General features: G+C 54.7%; 16 protein-coding genes and 1 pseudogene. 11 read left to right on the top strand and 6 right to left on the bottom strand.

Features of this window, described 5'->3' with window-relative positions; genetic code table 11:
• Positions 1–305 precede the first annotated feature (305 nt).
• The gene (ftsH, locus tag ACP5OT_RS14180) at positions 306–2,276 is read left to right on the top strand and encodes an ATP-dependent zinc metalloprotease FtsH (RefSeq protein ID WP_428111030.1); all 1,971 of its coding nucleotides are present in this window, start codon (positions 306–308) and stop codon (positions 2,274–2,276) included.
• Positions 2,277–2,347: 71 nt separating this feature from the next.
• Here ftsH and ACP5OT_RS14175 read toward each other — a convergent pair whose 3' ends face one another.
• From ACP5OT_RS14175 to ACP5OT_RS14165, 3 genes are read right to left on the bottom strand one after another with little or no spacing between them, the layout of a single operon-like run.
• Positions 2,348–2,887: a hypothetical protein gene (locus ACP5OT_RS14175; RefSeq protein WP_424677298.1), complete on the bottom strand. Its 540-nt coding sequence runs from the start codon at positions 2,885–2,887 to the stop codon at positions 2,348–2,350.
• A 27-nt stretch (positions 2,888–2,914) separates the two neighbouring features.
• Positions 2,915–5,362, bottom strand: coding sequence for a hypothetical protein (locus ACP5OT_RS14170; protein WP_424677299.1), 2,448 nt, complete (start codon positions 5,360–5,362; stop codon positions 2,915–2,917).
• Between the two features lie 38 nt (positions 5,363–5,400).
• Entirely contained in the window at positions 5,401–7,362 is a 1,962-nt protein-coding gene (locus tag ACP5OT_RS14165; protein WP_428132486.1) for a PAS domain S-box protein, read from the bottom strand.
• A gap of 597 nt (positions 7,363–7,959) precedes the next feature.
• On the opposite strand from ACP5OT_RS14165, the gene ACP5OT_RS14160 reads away from it, so the two are divergent.
• The 10 genes from ACP5OT_RS14160 to rimM all read left to right on the top strand — a co-directional run bounded on the left by ACP5OT_RS14160 (position 7,960) and on the right by rimM (position 13,725).
• Positions 7,960–8,184, top strand: coding sequence for a helix-turn-helix domain-containing protein (locus ACP5OT_RS14160; protein ID WP_428111035.1), 225 nt, complete (start codon positions 7,960–7,962; stop codon positions 8,182–8,184).
• A 209-nt stretch (positions 8,185–8,393) separates the two neighbouring features.
• Positions 8,394–8,756, top strand: coding sequence for a hypothetical protein (locus tag ACP5OT_RS14155; protein ID WP_428132483.1), 363 nt, complete (start codon positions 8,394–8,396; stop codon positions 8,754–8,756).
• Positions 8,725–9,438: a hypothetical protein gene (locus ACP5OT_RS14150; RefSeq protein ID WP_428111037.1), complete on the top strand. Its 714-nt coding sequence runs from the start codon at positions 8,725–8,727 to the stop codon at positions 9,436–9,438. Before ACP5OT_RS14155 ends, ACP5OT_RS14150 begins: the two co-directional genes overlap by 32 nt.
• Positions 9,404–9,787, top strand: a complete 384-nt coding sequence (locus ACP5OT_RS14145) for a hypothetical protein (RefSeq protein WP_428111039.1) — start codon at positions 9,404–9,406, stop codon at positions 9,785–9,787. The genes ACP5OT_RS14150 and ACP5OT_RS14145 overlap by 35 nt, the downstream gene beginning before the upstream one ends.
• A 97-nt stretch (positions 9,788–9,884) precedes the next feature.
• Positions 9,885–10,682: a hypothetical protein gene (locus tag ACP5OT_RS14140; RefSeq protein WP_424677303.1), complete on the top strand. Its 798-nt coding sequence runs from the start codon at positions 9,885–9,887 to the stop codon at positions 10,680–10,682.
• Between the two features lie 12 nt (positions 10,683–10,694).
• Complete coding sequence (locus ACP5OT_RS14135; protein ID WP_424677304.1) at positions 10,695–11,000, top strand: hypothetical protein; 306 nt, start codon at positions 10,695–10,697, stop codon at positions 10,998–11,000.
• 78 nt (positions 11,001–11,078) lie between these two features.
• Positions 11,079–12,431 carry a signal recognition particle protein gene (gene ffh / locus ACP5OT_RS14130; RefSeq protein WP_424677305.1) on the top strand — a complete coding sequence of 451 codons (1,353 nt, stop codon included), beginning with the start codon at positions 11,079–11,081 and terminating at the stop codon, positions 12,429–12,431.
• 145 nt (positions 12,432–12,576) lie between these two features.
• Positions 12,577–12,846, top strand: a complete 270-nt coding sequence (gene rpsP / locus ACP5OT_RS14125) for a 30S ribosomal protein S16 (protein ID WP_287905384.1) — start codon at positions 12,577–12,579, stop codon at positions 12,844–12,846.
• Positions 12,847–12,868: 22 nt separating this feature from the next.
• Entirely contained in the window at positions 12,869–13,096 is a 228-nt protein-coding gene (locus ACP5OT_RS14120; RefSeq protein ID WP_015941398.1) for a KH domain-containing protein, read from the top strand.
• 119 nt (positions 13,097–13,215) lie between these two features.
• Positions 13,216–13,725, top strand: a complete 510-nt coding sequence (gene rimM, locus ACP5OT_RS14115; RefSeq protein ID WP_424677306.1) for a ribosome maturation factor RimM — start codon at positions 13,216–13,218, stop codon at positions 13,723–13,725.
• A 25-nt stretch (positions 13,726–13,750) separates the two neighbouring features.
• Here rimM and ACP5OT_RS14110 read toward each other — a convergent pair whose 3' ends face one another.
• The 3 genes and pseudogenes from ACP5OT_RS14110 to ACP5OT_RS14100 all read right to left on the bottom strand — a co-directional run.
• The gene (locus ACP5OT_RS14110; RefSeq protein WP_424677307.1) at positions 13,751–15,751 is read right to left on the bottom strand and encodes a response regulator; all 2,001 of its coding nucleotides are present in this window, start codon (positions 15,749–15,751) and stop codon (positions 13,751–13,753) included.
• Positions 15,752–15,776: 25 nt separating this feature from the next.
• On the bottom strand, positions 15,777–16,394 hold the full coding sequence (gene hisIE / locus ACP5OT_RS14105) for a bifunctional phosphoribosyl-AMP cyclohydrolase/phosphoribosyl-ATP diphosphatase HisIE (RefSeq protein ID WP_424677308.1): 618 nt from the start codon (positions 16,392–16,394) through the stop codon (positions 15,777–15,779).
• 27 nt (positions 16,395–16,421) lie between these two features.
• Positions 16,422–16,658: pseudogene (locus ACP5OT_RS14100) on the bottom strand (hypothetical protein); the annotation flags it as partial.

Here is a 16,658-nt window from a genome sequence, read left to right as displayed (position 1 = left end):
GCCAGAATATCTAAACTGTAGCGCCGCACAGCCATGCGGCTCCTGATAACGGAACACGTTTGTTCACCAACCGGGCTGCGCATCCGTAGGCATGTGATCCAGATCACATTTTGACTGTGATCTGTTCCCTTGCCTCTGCCGATCGGCTGATGCTATAATTCCAATACGGCAAGCATGCACATGGGCATGCTGCCATTTTGTAATCGGAGCCTCCTTGATAGTCGGGGCACTGTTCCTCTGCATCGGTTGATTTCGTTATCACACCAAGATGCAATCGTGAGGCAACCCCTCTAGAAAGAAGATGTATGGGTGATAACCGTTGGTTGAAAAATAGTTTTGTCTATCTGATCATTCTGGTTGCGGCTCTTGCGCTCTTTTTCCAATACCTTGGTCCAGGGGCCAGCCAGACGGAAGAGAAAGGCATCGCCGATGTGATTGCCGATGCCCAAGCCGGCTTGGTGCGCGAGATTCAGGCGCAAGCCGGTGACGAGCAGATTATCGTTACCTACAATGACGGCAAGAAATATCGCTCCCGGCTTGAGTCGGCCGATAGCGTGATGCGGTTGTTGGCCGATTACGGTGTGCCGCTGCGCAACGAACAAGGGCAGCGCACGATTAACGTTATTGTGCAGCCAGCGCCGGCGTGGGGCGGTTTGCTGAGTATCTTTACGATCCTCTTGCCAACCCTATTGCTGATCGGCTTTTTTGTCTTCTTTATGCGCCAAGCCCAAGGAAGCAACAATCAGGCGATGTCGTTCGGTAAAAGCCGCGCACGCATGTTCGCCGGCGATAAGCCGACCATTACGTTTGCCGATGTTGCCGGTCAGGAAGAGGCTAAGCAAGACTTGGCCGAGATCGTTGAGTTTCTCAAGTTCCCGGATAAGTTCGCCGCTCTTGGCGCCCGCATTCCGCGCGGTGTACTGATGGTTGGCCCGCCCGGTACCGGTAAAACGCTGCTCTCGCGAGCGGTTGCCGGTGAGGCCGGTGTACCTTTCTTCAGCATCTCCGGCTCCGAGTTTGTCGAGATGTTCGTCGGTGTTGGTGCTTCTCGCGTTCGCGATCTATTCGATCAGGCTAAGCGTAACGCACCTTGTATCGTTTTCATTGATGAGATCGATGCTGTCGGTCGTCAGCGTGGTGCCGGTCTCGGTGGGTCACACGACGAACGTGAACAGACACTCAACCAGATTCTGGTTGAGATGGATGGGTTCGATACCAATACCAACGTGATCGTGATTGCTGCCACGAACCGACCTGATGTGCTCGATCCGGCGCTCGTTCGCCCCGGCCGCTTTGACCGCCAAGTAGTGCTCGATGCGCCCGATGTGCGTGGGCGGATCGAGATCCTGAAGGTTCACGTTAAGGGTAAGCCACTGGCCGAGGATGTGAATCTAGAGATTCTCGCCCGCCAGACCCCCGGTTTCTCTGGTGCTGACCTGATGAATGTGGTGAATGAAGCGGCAATTCTGGCAGCACGTCGCTCGAAGCGCAAGATTAGCATGGCCGAGTTCCAAGATGCGGTCGAGCGGGTGGCTATCGGTGGTCCTGAGCGTCGCTCGCGGGTGATGACCGATCGCCAGAAGCTGGTGGTGGCGTACCACGAGTCTGGACATGCAATTGTCGGTGCTGCTTTGCCCAAAGCCGATAAGGTGCAAAAAGTGACAATTATCCCGCGTGGTCAGGCAGGTGGCTATACACTTTTCTTGCCTGACGAGGATAGCCTCAATTTGCGCACTGTTTCGCAATTTAAAGCGCGACTAGCTGTTTCATTGGGTGGACGAGTTGCTGAAGAGATTGTTTTCGGTAACGAAGAGGTGACAACCGGCGCCTCCGGTGATCTGGTTCAGGTGACCCGTATCGCTCGTGCGATGGTGACGCGCTACGGTATGAGCCAGCGTCTCGGCCCGATCGTCTTTGGTGAGAAGGAAGAGCTGATCTTCCTTGGTCGCGAGATTAGCGAGCAGCGCAACTATGGTGATGAGGTTGCCCGCCAAATCGATGAAGAGGTGCATGCGATCGTAAGCGAAGCCTACGAAACGGCGCAGCAGATCCTACTCCAGAACCGGGCAGTACTCGATGATATGGCGAATGCCTTGATTGAGTATGAGACGCTTGACGGTGAGCAGCTCGAAGAGTTGATTCGGCGGGTGAAGCCGCTAACTCTCGATCTGAGTAAGAGCGGTAATGCGATACCGAACGGCCGTACCGAGGATCGACCGGTACAGCCGGATACACCGCAGATGGGTTTGAGCGGTCCAAGCCCGTTGCCGGCGTAATGTGCATCGCTATCGTTGGTAGGGGCGGGGTTCGATCCCGCCCCTTCTGCATTGGAATGAATGTACGTTTGTTATCCCGCCTCGGTTAAATACCAGCGTCCATCGACCCGAATGACCGGCAACCCACTCGCTTCACGTCCGATCAGTTGGAGCAAGGCACCACTGCGTTCAAGAACCACATTACCGTCGTTATCGCGCCAACGCACGGTCATAATTGCATTGACGACGTCGACCAATGCCGTATTCTCCCTTATTTGCAACACGCGCGTGCGGTCGTAGGTGATGACTACTTCGGCCCGGCTGCCACGTGCCGGCTGGGTGTTTGCACGTGCAAATCCATCGAGCATTTCCTGCATAACGAGGCGCTGATCGGCGCGCTCGCCGGGCGCAAAATAGCTTGCCAGCCGATTGGCCCACACGTTTCGTGCCATCGCCTCGCTGAGCAATGGATCGGTAAGAGCCGCATTTACGTCTTCGAGAAAGCTCTCGACGACAGCTTCCGGCGTTACACCACCCAAGCCAATATCTTCCTCCAAAGCTGCGGCTCCACATCCGACCAGCAGCCAGAGGAGGACTGACCATATGATGAAAAGATAATGAAACGTTTTCATACGCATCGGTCGGCGTTCGTATCGAGTCTACGGTGTCGACGCCTCACGGAAACTACGTGGTGGTGAGGGTAGTTCTGCTCGCACAATACTGTTGCCACCGGCGAAATAGAGCATCGGGCGGCTACCGCTTGTATCAATGCTCAGCGCACTCAGTTGACCGAGATCGACTCCCGTTCCATCGCGCACGTGGATTTGCTGAATCAAGGCACCGGTACGCTTATCCAATTGCAAAATCCGTTCATTAGCCGGTTCGAGCATAAAGATGAAGCCGGCGTCAGGTGGACCGGTGATGATAAACCGCGTAACTTCGGCAATTGGTGGTGAGACATTATCCGGCTTGATTTGACCAACCAATTGACCAAAACTAAAAACGAGGACTGTCCCGTCGGGTTGGAGCAAGTAAATACTGCCGTCTACTGCCATATCAATGGCCGACAACACCGTTGCATCGCGGGTCACACCGGGGTTGAGCCAAAATTCCGGTGTGTCACCGTAGCGGCCCGAAGCAAATTTCAGTACCTCGCCGGGCTCAGCTCCCCATACGTAGAGGTTACCGGCGTACTCCTCCACATCAAGACGTTCTGGAGTTATCCAGATCTCCGAACTACCCAATTTTGAATAGTTCCATGTATTGTTTTGGCGAAAATAGTAACCAAAACCGTTGAGTGCCTGATCGATGGCAACTACCTGATCGATCCGCCAGAGAGCAGCCCGGAGTGGACCAACAATCGCCGAACCTATGATCTGGCCCGGTTCGAGATACGGTTCTGGTATGCCGCCATCGCGGGGGATGCGATAGAGCCGGCCTGCTTCACGATTGCCGTCGAGCGCATAGATGTAACGGAGCATTTCAAGCTGATCGGGGTCGGTCACACCACTCATTGCCGGTGGGACGATGATAGTTGTGAAGATACCATTGGGTAACGGATGGCTCGCCAATACGGTTGGCTCGATAAACGAGATACGGTCAATCGCTGCAAGCAACCGCTCATACTCCCGTTCGAGTTCATTGTAACGCAGCCATAACCCTGGGTTGGTGGTCGTTATTTCAGGGCTAGTCCGGACTATCTCGATAGCTTGTTGGGCACTTTGTAAGGCTTCGCGCGCAGCCGTTTCATCGGGTGCAGTACGTACTGCGGCAACACGCTCTTCGGCAGCCGTCAGATACTCAAGCGCGAGTTGGACTTCATTGCTGCGCGTAAGATTCATGCCGTAGAGGATAACACCACTCACCACCAGCACGGTGATAAGTATCAGCGGCCACGGAAAGGGGGGATTGGTGCGGCGGTAGGTCAGCCCGCGTCCTCGTGGTACATAACTACTGACTGTTAGCGCTTTACGGCGTAAGTTTCGTTCGCGTTGCCATTCACGGACCCAATCACTCAGTATCTGCCATGGCCAGGCCAATCGTTCGTACCAATGTTGTTCGTAGCGCGGACGTAACCGATAGCGTACCCCATACGGATACGCAGCAGGGATAGGATCGCCAAGATCGATAGGCGGTGATGGTGGTGGGTCTTCACCGAGCGTGCTTGAAGGTGGCAAGGGTGTCGGTTGGCGAACAACCCGCTCGGCAAGTGGCTCGCCAAGATCGATCGGCGCCGGTCGTGGTATTGGATTCGGGGAAAGCGCCGGTTGCGGTGGCGGGGTGAAAATCCGTTCGGGGTCCGGTTCGGTTGGGCGGGGTGGTGGTGGCTCACGGTGGAACCAAGGCAACAAACGGTGTGTCGGTGTAGGTGAAGGCACGGCAATCGGTTTAGGAGAAGGTGCATGCACCGTCAACGCCAGTAATTCAATCGACGATACGTCGGTGGCCCGTTCCTGAGCGGTAGCCAATATCGTGCTGACATCGGCCTGAGCGAGCAACGCAGTCATTGTTGGCGGATCGAACCGCGTCACTAACGTACTACTGCTTAGGAGGAGCGCATCTCCCGGTTGCAAGACGGCGCGGAAAAACTCCGGCTCGACAAAGAGGCTTGCTCCCAAAGAACCGGTAAGGGCAACTTGGGCTACATTCACTTGTGCAGGATCCCAGCTTGGATGGGTTGGGATAGCGCGTAATTTGCCGCCACAGCGTAAAAAAAGCTGTGTTGGTTGCATTTGGACGATGAAGAGGTCGTTACCGAGCAAGACAAGGGCCGTAATACCGACAGTGATACGTTGGGCCGGCGCACACCGCATATTGTCTTGGTACAAGGCTTTGTTGGCGGCAATGATCGCCAGGCGCAGGGCTGAAGCAGCACTCGTTGCTTCACACTCATAAAACGTCTGTCGGATCGCTTTAGTAACAACCTGGCAAGCGTGTTCGCTGCGGTCAACCGGACCAACCGGTTCACACAACACGAACAACTGCCCGCGGTTCATCGCCTCAGGTTGGTGAAGGGCGGGCGTGACGATGAGCGTCCGTGTGCTGTTTGAATAGGTTGTCCCGGCTACTGTTACCTGCACGCCGGTATGAATCTCTAGCGGTTGCATACTATAGGGATTATACCAGAAGCGAGATGGATGCTTGTTCAGCGCCGGACTGCCACCTGTCGCTTCAAAGCGTAATCAATCCCCTCTTGCAACGTTGCTTTCGTCACCAGATCACGCAGTTCAGCCCCAATATAGACCAAGGTTTGCGCTATTTCAGGACTAATACCGGTCAAAAGCACCTGTGCTCCCAACATTCGCGCCGCTTGGGCGGCGCGCATTAATGCCCCGGCGACTTGCGTATCAACCACCTTCACGCCGGTGATGTCAATGATTGCTACCTGTGCCCGATGTTCGGCAACCCCATACAGCAGCGTCTCCATAATCTGCTGCGCCCGTGTTGTGTCAATCACACCGATCAATGGCATCACTACCACGCCGTTGGCAATCGGCATCAACGGTGTACTCAATTCGCGCAGTGTCGCCTGTTGGGCGGCGATGATCTGCTCTTGCATCGCAGTGCGCTCACGTTCTATCCGGCGCTGTTCAGTAACGTTACGGGAAAGGATGAGGGTATCATTGTTGCTTAGTACCATGCGCGCTTCATACTCTTCAACCTGATCGCCAAGATCAAGCTGGTACTCGAACTGCTGCATCTCACCGGTCAGACGCAACTGTTCAATGTGGTACACGACCCGTTCGGCCAAGTATGGTGGCAATACCTCGGCTACGTGCCGACCCAGAAAGGCTTCAGGTGGGAGCATTAGCCGCCCACTACGGTCGACTTTGTAATCGAGGAACACACCGTCAGTGCTAAGTACAAACATCAGATCGGGCATTGCTTCAAGGAGAGCGCGGTTCCGGCGCTCACTACGGCGTAACTCCTCTTCGGCTTGCAGTTGTTCAGTAATATCGCGGTTGATCGACGCATAGCCGGTCAAATTACCGTGACGATCACGGAGGGCTAGTGCCGAAGCTTGCACCGTGATCAAACTGCCGTCACGATTGACATAACGCACGGTCTCGCGCGGTGTCAGCCCCTGCATCACCTGTTCAGCGATCCGCTCCAATAGCGGGAGATCGGGTTGATAAAAGATGTCGTGCACGGTCATGCCAACCAACGTCTCGTATCCTAGCATTGCCGCCAGCGCCGGGTTGGTATACTGCAACTTCAATTGAGGGTCGGCAATCGCAATCCCATCAGGTGCATTTTCAACCAGCAATTTAAAAGTACGCAGCTCTTCTTCTTGCTGTTTGAGCGCAGTTACATCTTCATAGATACCCAACACCCCGATCACGTCACCGTTGCGACGCAGCGGTATCTTACTGGTCCGGAGCCAGATCGGCGTTCCGTCATGCCGATTGAGCGGTTCCTCAAGATAGTATTTCGGCCCACTCTGCATGACCGCCAGATCGTCGGTACGGTAAGCCGCGGCCTGTTCGTGCCAAGGCATATCAAAATCAGTACGACCAACAACCTCTGCTGTCGATGACAAGCCGGCATCGATAAGAAACCGGTGATTACAGCCAAGAAAACGACCGTCTCGATCCTTCCAAAAGACAGCTTGCGGTAAGTTGTCGATCACCAATTGCAACATTGTGCGACTTTCGGTCAGCTCAAAGCGTAAACGCTGGATGCTCGTAATATCTGAGGCAATCGAGGTGGCACTGACAAACTGGCCCTGCTCATCGTAATGAATCGTGATTGTCCAGAGCATCGGAATCATCTGCCCCGACCGATGCACGATCCGATTCTCAATTGTCAGCATGCGTTCATGACGCTGCACACACTCGATGAGCGCTTGTCGTGCCGGCGCTTGATCCTCGGGGTGCAGAAATTCAAGTGATAATCGGCCTAAACAAGCTTCCGGTGGCATACCAAAATAGTGTTTGGCTGCCGCGTTCACGTAGGTAAAGCGACCAGCAGCATCGACTTCGGTCATTAGTTGATCGGTATCCTCAACTATACGCTGAAAGCGCTGCAATTGGCTTTGCAGATCGGCTACTTGAGCACGCAATTGTTCACACTCAGCTTGTAGCATCGCCAGATCGGGCGTAGTCATACTATCGGCTCCTATGATAGGGTGAGAATACGATCGGTTTGTTGACGAGGATGATGGTACTACGGAAATGCGACGGGGCGAAACTGCGTAGGCGGGGCAGTATTTAGGCAAGTGTAGCATAGATAACACCACAATTCAAGGAAAAAGATCGTTACAAACGTAAAAATATCTGATCACGTTCAGACCAATAGTGCATAGGTTGGGGATGGCTGCCCAAGGTGCGACGGATGACACAGCCCGGCGGTCCCTCCGGTCATTGCGAGCGCAGCGAGCAATCTGACAAGTCGGCGTGTCCGCTTGGCATGATGAGGTCCGACCCAGCGGTGACGATGGCTCGTTTCGCTCAGCATGAGGAAGATGGCTCGTTTCGATCGACATGACAAGGAGCGGAGGATGGCGTGCTCCGCTTGCGATGACACGGAGCGGAGGATGGCGCGCAGCGTTTGCTCTGTCACCGCCGGCGGCCCCTCCGGTCATTGCGAGCGCAGCGAGCAATCCGGCGGTAAGCCAGCGTGCGACGCTTGCTATGACAAGTATAGAAGGTGTGGCAAACCAAAGGGATCGGTTGTGAGGCTTCTCAAGTTGTAGCAAAATAGTTTGCAAATCTTAACCAAATTGCGAGAAGATCTTCAACAACAAGTTCTCGAACTGGCTACCGAACCGGTTGAACAACAATTGGCCCACGCGCTGCGTAGACTAGCCGACCAATACCATTGTGTATCACAAGCAGATGGATGGATTACCATTCCGATCATACAACGTGATCTGGCCGACTTGATCGGGGTCAGTCACTATACGATCAGTCGCTTGCTCCATCAATAGCAACAACAGGGTCTTGTCGCCTTCCCATCGGCCCACCTAACTCATGGTTGATTGGGCGGCGATCACCGCTCGGTTCGATGCATAACGTTCCTCACCACGCATTGCTACCGCTTCTGAGAGAAATGTTGCGCTAGCGCAACGTATGTATCACCCTCCTGGACGTATACTCGATCTAGGTTGTTCGTGATGTTTGTCACGAAGGAGGATGTATGTATCCGATTTGGGAAGGTCGCTTCATCCACTCGGCGATGTACGTGGCGATTGTTTCAGCCTTCCACGTACTAGCTCCCCACCTGACAGTCGCAGCGGCATGGTTTAATCTCTACCTTAAACGACGGGCGGTATACGAACAGCGACCAGAATTGTACGTGTACCTGAAGCACAGTGCGCTTGGCTTGCTCGTGTTTGCCTACGTGTTTGGCGCGATGGCCGGGATGGGTATTTGGCAAACCACGACGGCGGCTAACCCACGTGGTATCTCGGCCTTGATCCACAATTTTGTCTTCTACTGGGGTGCAGAATGGTCCATGTTCCTGATCGATGTTGTGGGAATTATCGCCTACTACTATTGATCGGGTTAGTCCACGTACCCATTTACGGCTGGCGTGGATCTTAGCACTTGGCGGAACCGGTACCCTCACGATTATCGTTGGTATCCTCTCATTTAAATTAACACCGGGTCTGTGGCTAGAAACCGGTAACAGCCTCAACGGTTTTTTCAATCCTACATTCTGGCCTCAGATTTTACTCCGTTTCTCATTGATGTTTACCATCACTGCTGCCTGGGCATTACTCATTTCGACCGGCTTGCCGAAAAGATACTTTGCCCGTGAATACATTATCCGCCGGGCAGCAGCAATGGGTTTAGGCGGTTTGGGTGTCGCGTTCGGCATCTGGTTCTTCTGGTTTGAGCCGGTCTTGCCAGAACATGCGAAGATCATCCTGCGTTCACCGGCGATTCCCGCGATTACCTACACGGTAATTGGCGGTGGATTGATAGCTACGTTTGCCGGCCTCCTCTTTGCATTGTGGTTGCCACGCCGTCAACATCAATTGATCGCCCTTGGTGCGATGCTGGTACTCTTTGGTGCTATCTTCGGTGCCGAACGTACCCGGGAAGTGATGCGTAAACCCGATATTATCGCCGGTTATACTGGTCTTCGCCGATCTCCTGGCCCGTGGCATTCAACGCGAAGAACAAGGGCTGAACGAACGTGGTATGCTGGGTTCATTACCGTTTTTGCCGAAACCTGACGCGGTTGCGGTACTACCGATCACAACCGGTTTACCTTCACGTGAAGTTGCCATCGGGCGAACATTGGTTATTCAACAGTGTGCCTCGTGCCATAACGTGAGCCATCAAACGGCGATCACCGTTTTTAATCAGCGGCTAGCGTTGCGTTCCTTGGTTAATTTGCTTGAGCGGCGTAACCTAACGACGGCTGACAAGATCGAGAACTACTTGAAAGCAATCGGTGGCTTCCCGTATATGCATCCGGTCGTCGGTACCGATGAGGAACGTGCCTCTATGGCACTCTATCTCGAGTATTTTTATCAGCAACAGCAACGTAATCCACAAACTGCCGCTTATAGTGCCAAATAATGAGGAGGTTGATATGAACGTCGGTGACATAATGCGGATGATGCGTGATCCGTAAGGGGCACCATTCTTTCCACCGGTGTTGCAGGTATTGCTAGTCGTGACGTGGGTGTTGCACATCTTTTTCGTCACGTTGGCTCTCGATTCGAGTAGCTTGTCGATCTGGGGCTTCCTCTTTCCGACTCCGAACCGGCTCCGGCTGGCCCGGGTCGCGGCTCGTCTGACACCTAATGCAGTTGGTCTGGGGATCGTGACCGGGATTGCACCGTTACTCTTTGTCCAGACCATTTACGATCCGAGCTGGTACGCTGCCAATACCCTCACCGGTTTCTGGTCGGTGCTCTTTATCTTTGTCGTGATGGGTGGCTATAGCCTTGCGTATTTGTTTTATCTTAAAGGCAGCCCTGACGGGAAGCTGCTTTGGTCGGCAATTGGGTCGTTCATCCTTCTCTTTTTTGCCGGTTGGGTGATGCACGTGCTGGCTGCCGTTTCGATTCGCCCGGAGCGTTGGCTAGAATGGTATGCTCCGAACGGCATTGTCGACACACGCGGGATAGTGTTTCACGCTTATAACTTGCCCCGGCTGTTCTTCTTACTGCCGTTGCAAGCCGGACTCAGTTTGGCTGTTGTGCTGATGCTTTTTGGCTGGTACTTCCGCCACCATGAAGCCGATACCGCGTTTATGCAATGGGTCGCCGAACTTGTCCGGCGACTCGGGTTAGTGATTAGCCCGCTTTATGCAATTGCCGGGCTACTTTGGGCTATGACTGAAGGCAGAGCTTTTGGCATCGGTCTTATGCTGGGGATTATTCTACCGGCCCTTGGCACAGGCCTAACCGCCTACTTCTTCGTGCTCAAACAGCCGTTGCGGCACGCGCCTCGTTCACTCTTGGTGTAGATTGGAACCCTCTTGAGTGTTGGTGTGATTCGCGAAGTGATCCGCGCCGTTTCCTTGGCAAGGTTTGGCTATTCAGTCGCTGAGTATCCCTACCGCATCGATTGGGGTTCAGTCGTGATTTTTAGCGTTACCACGGTGGTAGGTGTGATGGTGATAAGCTACCTTGTCCTCGTTCTTTACCGGTCAGGTGGTGGCAACGGCGATACCCAACCGTCGCCACGAGTAGAGCGGTTTGGTGCAATCGCAACCGGTATGCTAGGTGCGTGGTTTGGTTTCTTCTTACTGGTTGGTCTCTACGCAACCTTCTTTTTGAAATAGTCACAATTGACGTTCTCGTTCTTCACTCGTACAATGCAAATAGCGTTGTACAGGTAAAGAGCGAAACGAGCATCGGCTATGTTTGAAAGTCTTTCCGATCGGTTACAGGCAGTATTCCAGAAACTCGGCAGCAAAGGTGTTCTCACCGAAGATGACGTGCGCGAGGCGATGAAGCAGGTGCGCTTAGCCCTGCTCGAAGCCGACGTTAACTTTCGAGTGGTGAAAGATTTTGTGGCGAAAGTTACCGAAAAAGCCATTGGCGAAGAGGTAACGAAGAGCCTGACTCCACATCAACAGGTGATCAAGATTGTCCATCAAGAGCTGATCAACCTGTTGGGGACCGAACATGTTCCTTTACAAGAAGCGCATCCCGGCCCAACGGTGATTATGCTGGTCGGTTTGCAAGGTACCGGTAAGACGACGTTGGCGGCAAAACTGGCCCTGCACCTGCGCAAGAAGGGCAAGCGCGTTCTGTTAGTCGCCGCCGACGTGTATCGTCCGGCAGCAATTACGCAGTTACAGGCCCTTGGTCGCCAGTTGAATATTCCGGTCTACAGTGAGGGCACGCAGGCTAGCCCGCCCGACATCGCCGAGCACGCTCTTGAACATGCGCGTAAAGAGCTGTTCAATGTGGTGATTATTGATACCGCCGGTCGGTTACAAATTGACGAACCACTCATGCAAGAGTTGGAGCAGATCGAGATGCGTGTGCATCCAACCGAACGCTTGTTGGTGGTTGACGCCATGACCGGCCAAGAAGCAGTGCGCGTCGCCGAAACGTTCAACCAGCGGGTTAAGCTGACCGGTGTGGTGATGACCAAGATGGACGGCGACGCCCGTGGTGGTGCGGCCTTGTCGGTGCGCGCCGTGACAGGGGTGCCGATCAAGTTTCTCTCCACCGGCGAGAAGGTGGACGGCAATACGCTGGAGGTTTTCCACCCCGACCGGTTGGCGTCGCGCATCCTTGGCATGGGCGATGTACTCTCGTTGATCGAGCGAGCCGAGCAGCTTTACGACGCCGAGCAGGCGAAGAAGATGCAGAAGCGGCTGAGCAAGGGCGAGTTCGATTTTGAAGACTTCCTCACTTCGCTCCATCAGATGCGCAAGTTGGGGCCGTTGCAACAGATTATTGCGATGATCCCCGGCCTTAACCAATTGGCCCGCAACGAAGAATTGCTCGATGAGCGGCATGTCAAGCGGGTCGAGGCGATCATCTACTCGATGACGCCGGAAGAACGGCGCCGTCCGGAAATTATCAAGGGCAGCCGGCGCAAGCGGATTGCGCGCGGTAGCGGCACTTCCGAAGAAGAAGTAAGCCAGTTGATCAAGCAGTTCCAACAGACGCAGCGCATGATGAAGCAGATCGCTGGCAAAGCCGGCAAGGGGCGTGGTGGTATCGATCCGAATGAGTTGCTCCGACGCTTGCGTTAGCGTTGGTTGTGTGTAGGATGGAGTTTGGAGGGCGGGTGGAGGGTACTCCTCGCTCAGCTTTGCAATTGCAACGTCAACGCCAATTTGTGTTATACTATGTGGCTAGTGTGTAAGATTGGTCTGAGTGTGAGGAATACTACGATCTATGGTTAAAATTCGTCTGCGCCGCACCGGCAAGACCAAGCAGCCCAGCTATCGTATCGTCGTTGCCGATTCGCGTTCGCCGCGCGATGGTAAGTTTATTGAGACGATTGGCTATTACCTGCCGACCCGCCAACCCAAGGTGTTGGAGGTAAAGGCCGATCGTGCCCGCTATTGGCTCGGTGTCGGTGCTCAGCCGACCGATGTCGTGGTGAAGCTGCTCAAGCGGGTTAATATTCTCGACGAGCAGGGCAAGGTTGTTGCCGAGTCGTAAGCCAAGTTTGGGAGGGAGCTTGATGAAAGCGCTCCTCGAATATATCGCCCGTAATCTGGTTGATAAACCGGAAGCCGTTCGCATCAAAGAGCGCACCGGTCGTTTTACCACTACGTACCATTTGAGCGTTGCTCCTCACGAGACCGGTAAGATCATCGGTCGCAACGGGCGGGTCGCGAAGGCGATCCGTGATTTGATGGGAGTGGCTGCGGCGCGCCAGAAGAAACGGGTGCACGTCGATATCGAATAGTTGTCGGGTTTGCAACCGGCTGGTCGATGGTCCGGCCGGTTGCTTTATCATGGGCTGATATTGCTGCGCTGACTGTTGCGCGCTTTGTGGTTTGACAACGTTCAATATGCAACGAATCAATGGATGATCTGCTCTACATAGGTGTACTCGGTGCGCCATTTGGCGTTCGGGGTCAAATTAAACTACACTCGATCTCAAGTCATCCCGAACACCTGATCCGTCATTTGCGCACGGTATTTATCGGCCCCAAGCGCATTCCGCATCAGGTGACACGCCTCTTTTTGCATAAACCGGGGTTGCTGATTATCCAGTTGCAGAGCGTGACCGACCGTGATGCGGCGTCCAATCTGCGGGGGGCTGAGGTCTATATTGCTGCGGCCGATGCCGCGCCACTCGGTGAAGATGAGTTTTTCTATCACGATCTCATCGGGTTGGCTGCTGTTACCGATACCGGTGATCTGATTGGCGAGGTACGCGATGTGCTAGAAACCGGTGCCGGTGAAATCGCTGTGATTGCACGTCGTGGTCACGCTGATGCGTTGGTGCCGATGGTGCGTGACTTTATCGTCGCAATCGATCTGGTCGAGCGTCGGTTGGTGATTCGGCCAATTGATGGTCTGCTTGACTAACGCTCGCGAATGCACCGATACGGTACTACTGAGCAGTGGGTAAGATGACCCGGAATGTCGTTCCCTGATCGGGTTGAGAACGGACCCACAATTCCCCACCGTGAAAGTCCACAATACTGTAGCACAGTGGAAGCCCGAGACCCAAGCCGTCGAAACGGGTGGAGTAAAAGGGTTCAAAGATTTTGGGAACATCCTCTTGAGCAATGCCAATCCCGGTATCGCTGATCTCCAACACCACTGCCGGATCGGGGAGAGGTTGGTGTGATCCACCACCGGCTCGCCAAAAGAGCGCTCGATCCGGCTCCCCATCGGGTGGTCGCAGATAGGTGCGAATATGGAGAGTGCCACCGTGTGGCATTGCCTCAATCGCATTCTGTACGAGCGTTTGGCAGACCTGCTTGAGATGTCCGATGACCGCCGTCACCCATGGTAAGCTTGACGTAAAATCTCCAACATAATGGATGTTCCGCGCTGTCAATGTTGACCGGAAGTTCGCAATAACGTCGTTGATAACTTGATTCAGATCAACGGGTCGGCGGCCGTCGAGATTGGGGCGCGAGAGATCGAGAATGCGTTGGACACGGTGGATCAGGCCATCAAGTTCAAGAGCGGCCTTAGAGAGGTAGAGGTCGCGGCGTTCTGATGGCAGATCAGGATTACGCAACAACCGTATGGTATTCGAGAGGGCTTGGAGCGGGTTGTTAATCTCGTGCGCCATCGAGGCCGACAAGCGGCCAATTGCGGCTAACTTTTCGGCTTGAGCCAACTCACGGGCCATCCGCTGACGTTCGCTAATATCACGGGCAATGACGAGAAAGAGGTGCTGATCGCCATCGGGTACGACACTCACACTCACTGCTACTGCCGTCTCATGACCGGAAGCGGTACAGAGAATGGTTTCAATCTCACTCTGCTCGTGGCGTCCGTTCACTGCCGTAGCCAAGAGTTGGCTGAGCGCCGGTAGGAGTTGGTTTGGGTCAAGCTGTAACAGTTGCTCGTTCGAATACCCCGATAAACGACCTAAAGCGAGATTGGCATCCAGTACCATCGTCCCGGTACTATCGAGCAACAGTACTGCATCGTTGGCATGGCGCAACAAGGCACGGTAGCGTGCTTCCGAACGCGATACTTTATCGTAGAGGCGAGCGTTTCCTAGGGCCACGGCCGCTTGTCCGGCCAGTAATTGCAGCAACTCTTGGTCAGCAATCGTAAAAGCTGCGTGCGGTGTGGCTTTTGCTGCATTGAGGACACCCAACACCCGCTCACCGGCCATAATCGGTACCGACAGAGCCGTTGTCAATTCGGAGGCCAGGAGATACTGACGAAGCTCGGCAAACCATGGCGATGCGATTACCTGATCATCGATCAGCAACGGCTGGCGGTGGCGGATGACCCATCCCGACAAGCTGTGAGCGACCGAGATAAGCGATCCGATCCCGACGGTGGTCGGCAAGCCGGTGCAGGCGACGATCCGCAGCGTTTGCTCATCAGGTTCGAGTAACATCAACGAGGCACGCTCGGCGCGCACTTCAACCCGTACCGTCTCAACAATTAAGGCGTACAGGCGGGTGAGATCAAGTTCGGTGAGCAGATGTTGACTAATCTGCAAGACAGGCCGCAGGGCTGCGACCCGGTCACGTACTTGAACTGCTTGCCGTTTCGCTACCAGTTCGCGGGCTATATCGGCAAGTTCTTGGGCACGGAACGGCTTGATCAACAGGCCGCGCGCACCGAGGCGCATCGCATAGGCGATCTGATCAACCGATGCTACACCGCTAACGATCAGGACCGGTACGCTAATATCGCGTAAACGGATTAACTCTAGCAGTTGTAGACCATCAATCTCCGGCATCGCCAGGTCGATCATGATAAGATCGAAAGGAGCGTGATCTAGTGCTGCGAGGGCTGATGTGGCATTAGCCGCCGTTGTGACAACAAACCCGGCCCGCGCTAGCGTCTGCCGGCACAGATCGCGCAACTGTGGATCATCGTCTACGACTAATACTCGCCCTGCCCAACTATTCATAGCGTTAGCCCGCAATCTCCGTTGATTACGAGGAAGCGTAGCGACGTGCCAATTCGGCCCACACTGCTTCGGCTGACATTCCTTGGTTTTCAAGCAGCACCAGACAATGATACATCAGATCGGCCAGCTCGTAGGCGACTTCAGCCGGATTTCCGTTCTTTGCAGCGATAATCACCTCGGCTGCTTCTTCCCCAATCTTTTTGCCGATCCGGTCGACGCCACCGTGCAATAGCTTTGCCGTGTATGACTCGGCCGGATCGGTATCACGACGGGCACGAATCCGGTCGGCAAGTCGGGCCAAGATGGCGACTGGCGGTACAGGGTTGACCATTTCGGTACCATCGAGATCGCGGAAAAAACAACTAGGCCGACCCGTATGGCATGTCGGACCGGCCGGTTCTGCAAGGATCAATAAAGCGTCACCATCACAATCTTGGCGTAATTCGACGACGCGGAGAGTGTGGCCGCTCGTTTCGCCTTTGCGCCATAACCATTGGCGCGAGCGGCTGTAGAAGGTTACGAAACCACTCTCGCGGGTCAGGATGAGGGCTTCCTCGTTCATATAGCCGAGCATCAGTACCTCGCTACTACGTGCGTGTTGTACGATGACCGGTAGTAATTTTTGTTCGTTTGTCTGTGCCATATTAGGTTGCTGTCCTTGTGTGTCGTGTTATGGTGTCGCTGTACGATGATTGTAAACGTGTGACCGACCCTGTTGATATGCGTGGCAGTACGCCTTGCTGTTGATGCGCCCGGCAGTGCGCTGTGCCGGGCGGGTGCGCTGTGCCGGGCGGGTGCGCTGTGCCGGGCGGGTGCGCTGTGCCGGGCGGGTGCGCTGTGCCGGGCGGGTGCGCACTGCCGTGCGGGTGCGCTGTGCCGGGCGGGTGCGCTGTGCCGGGCGGGTGCG

Origin of the sequence: Chloroflexus sp., assembly GCF_049970315.1 — a bacterium.
Lineage (GTDB): Bacteria > Chloroflexota > Chloroflexia > Chloroflexales > Chloroflexaceae > Chloroflexus.
Note: the sequence above shows the minus strand (reverse complement) of the source record. Positions and strands in the feature narration are given on the sequence as shown.

Excerpts from the sequence above, each read along its gene's own strand:
- ftsH (WP_428111030.1), top strand. The coding sequence starts at position 306 with ATGGGTGATAACCGTTGGTTGAAAAATAGTTTTGTCTATCTGATCATT.
- ACP5OT_RS14175 (WP_424677298.1), bottom strand. The coding sequence starts at position 2,887 with ATGAAAACGTTTCATTATCTTTTCATCATATGGTCAGTCCTCCTCTGG.
- ACP5OT_RS14170 (WP_424677299.1), bottom strand. The coding sequence starts at position 5,362 with ATGCAACCGCTAGAGATTCATACCGGCGTGCAGGTAACAGTAGCCGGG.
- ACP5OT_RS14165 (WP_428132486.1), bottom strand. The coding sequence starts at position 7,362 with ATGACTACGCCCGATCTGGCGATGCTACAAGCTGAGTGTGAACAATTG.
- ACP5OT_RS14155 (WP_428132483.1), top strand. The coding sequence starts at position 8,394 with ATGTATCCGATTTGGGAAGGTCGCTTCATCCACTCGGCGATGTACGTG.
- ACP5OT_RS14150 (WP_428111037.1), top strand. The coding sequence starts at position 8,725 with ATGTTGTGGGAATTATCGCCTACTACTATTGATCGGGTTAGTCCACGT.
- ACP5OT_RS14145 (WP_428111039.1), top strand. The coding sequence starts at position 9,404 with ATGCTGGGTTCATTACCGTTTTTGCCGAAACCTGACGCGGTTGCGGTA.
- ffh (WP_424677305.1), top strand. The coding sequence starts at position 11,079 with ATGTTTGAAAGTCTTTCCGATCGGTTACAGGCAGTATTCCAGAAACTC.
- rpsP (WP_287905384.1), top strand. The coding sequence starts at position 12,577 with ATGGTTAAAATTCGTCTGCGCCGCACCGGCAAGACCAAGCAGCCCAGC.
- ACP5OT_RS14120 (WP_015941398.1), top strand. The coding sequence starts at position 12,869 with ATGAAAGCGCTCCTCGAATATATCGCCCGTAATCTGGTTGATAAACCG.
- rimM (WP_424677306.1), top strand. The coding sequence starts at position 13,216 with ATGGATGATCTGCTCTACATAGGTGTACTCGGTGCGCCATTTGGCGTT.
- ACP5OT_RS14110 (WP_424677307.1), bottom strand. The coding sequence starts at position 15,751 with ATGAATAGTTGGGCAGGGCGAGTATTAGTCGTAGACGATGATCCACAG.
- hisIE (WP_424677308.1), bottom strand. The coding sequence starts at position 16,394 with ATGGCACAGACAAACGAACAAAAATTACTACCGGTCATCGTACAACAC.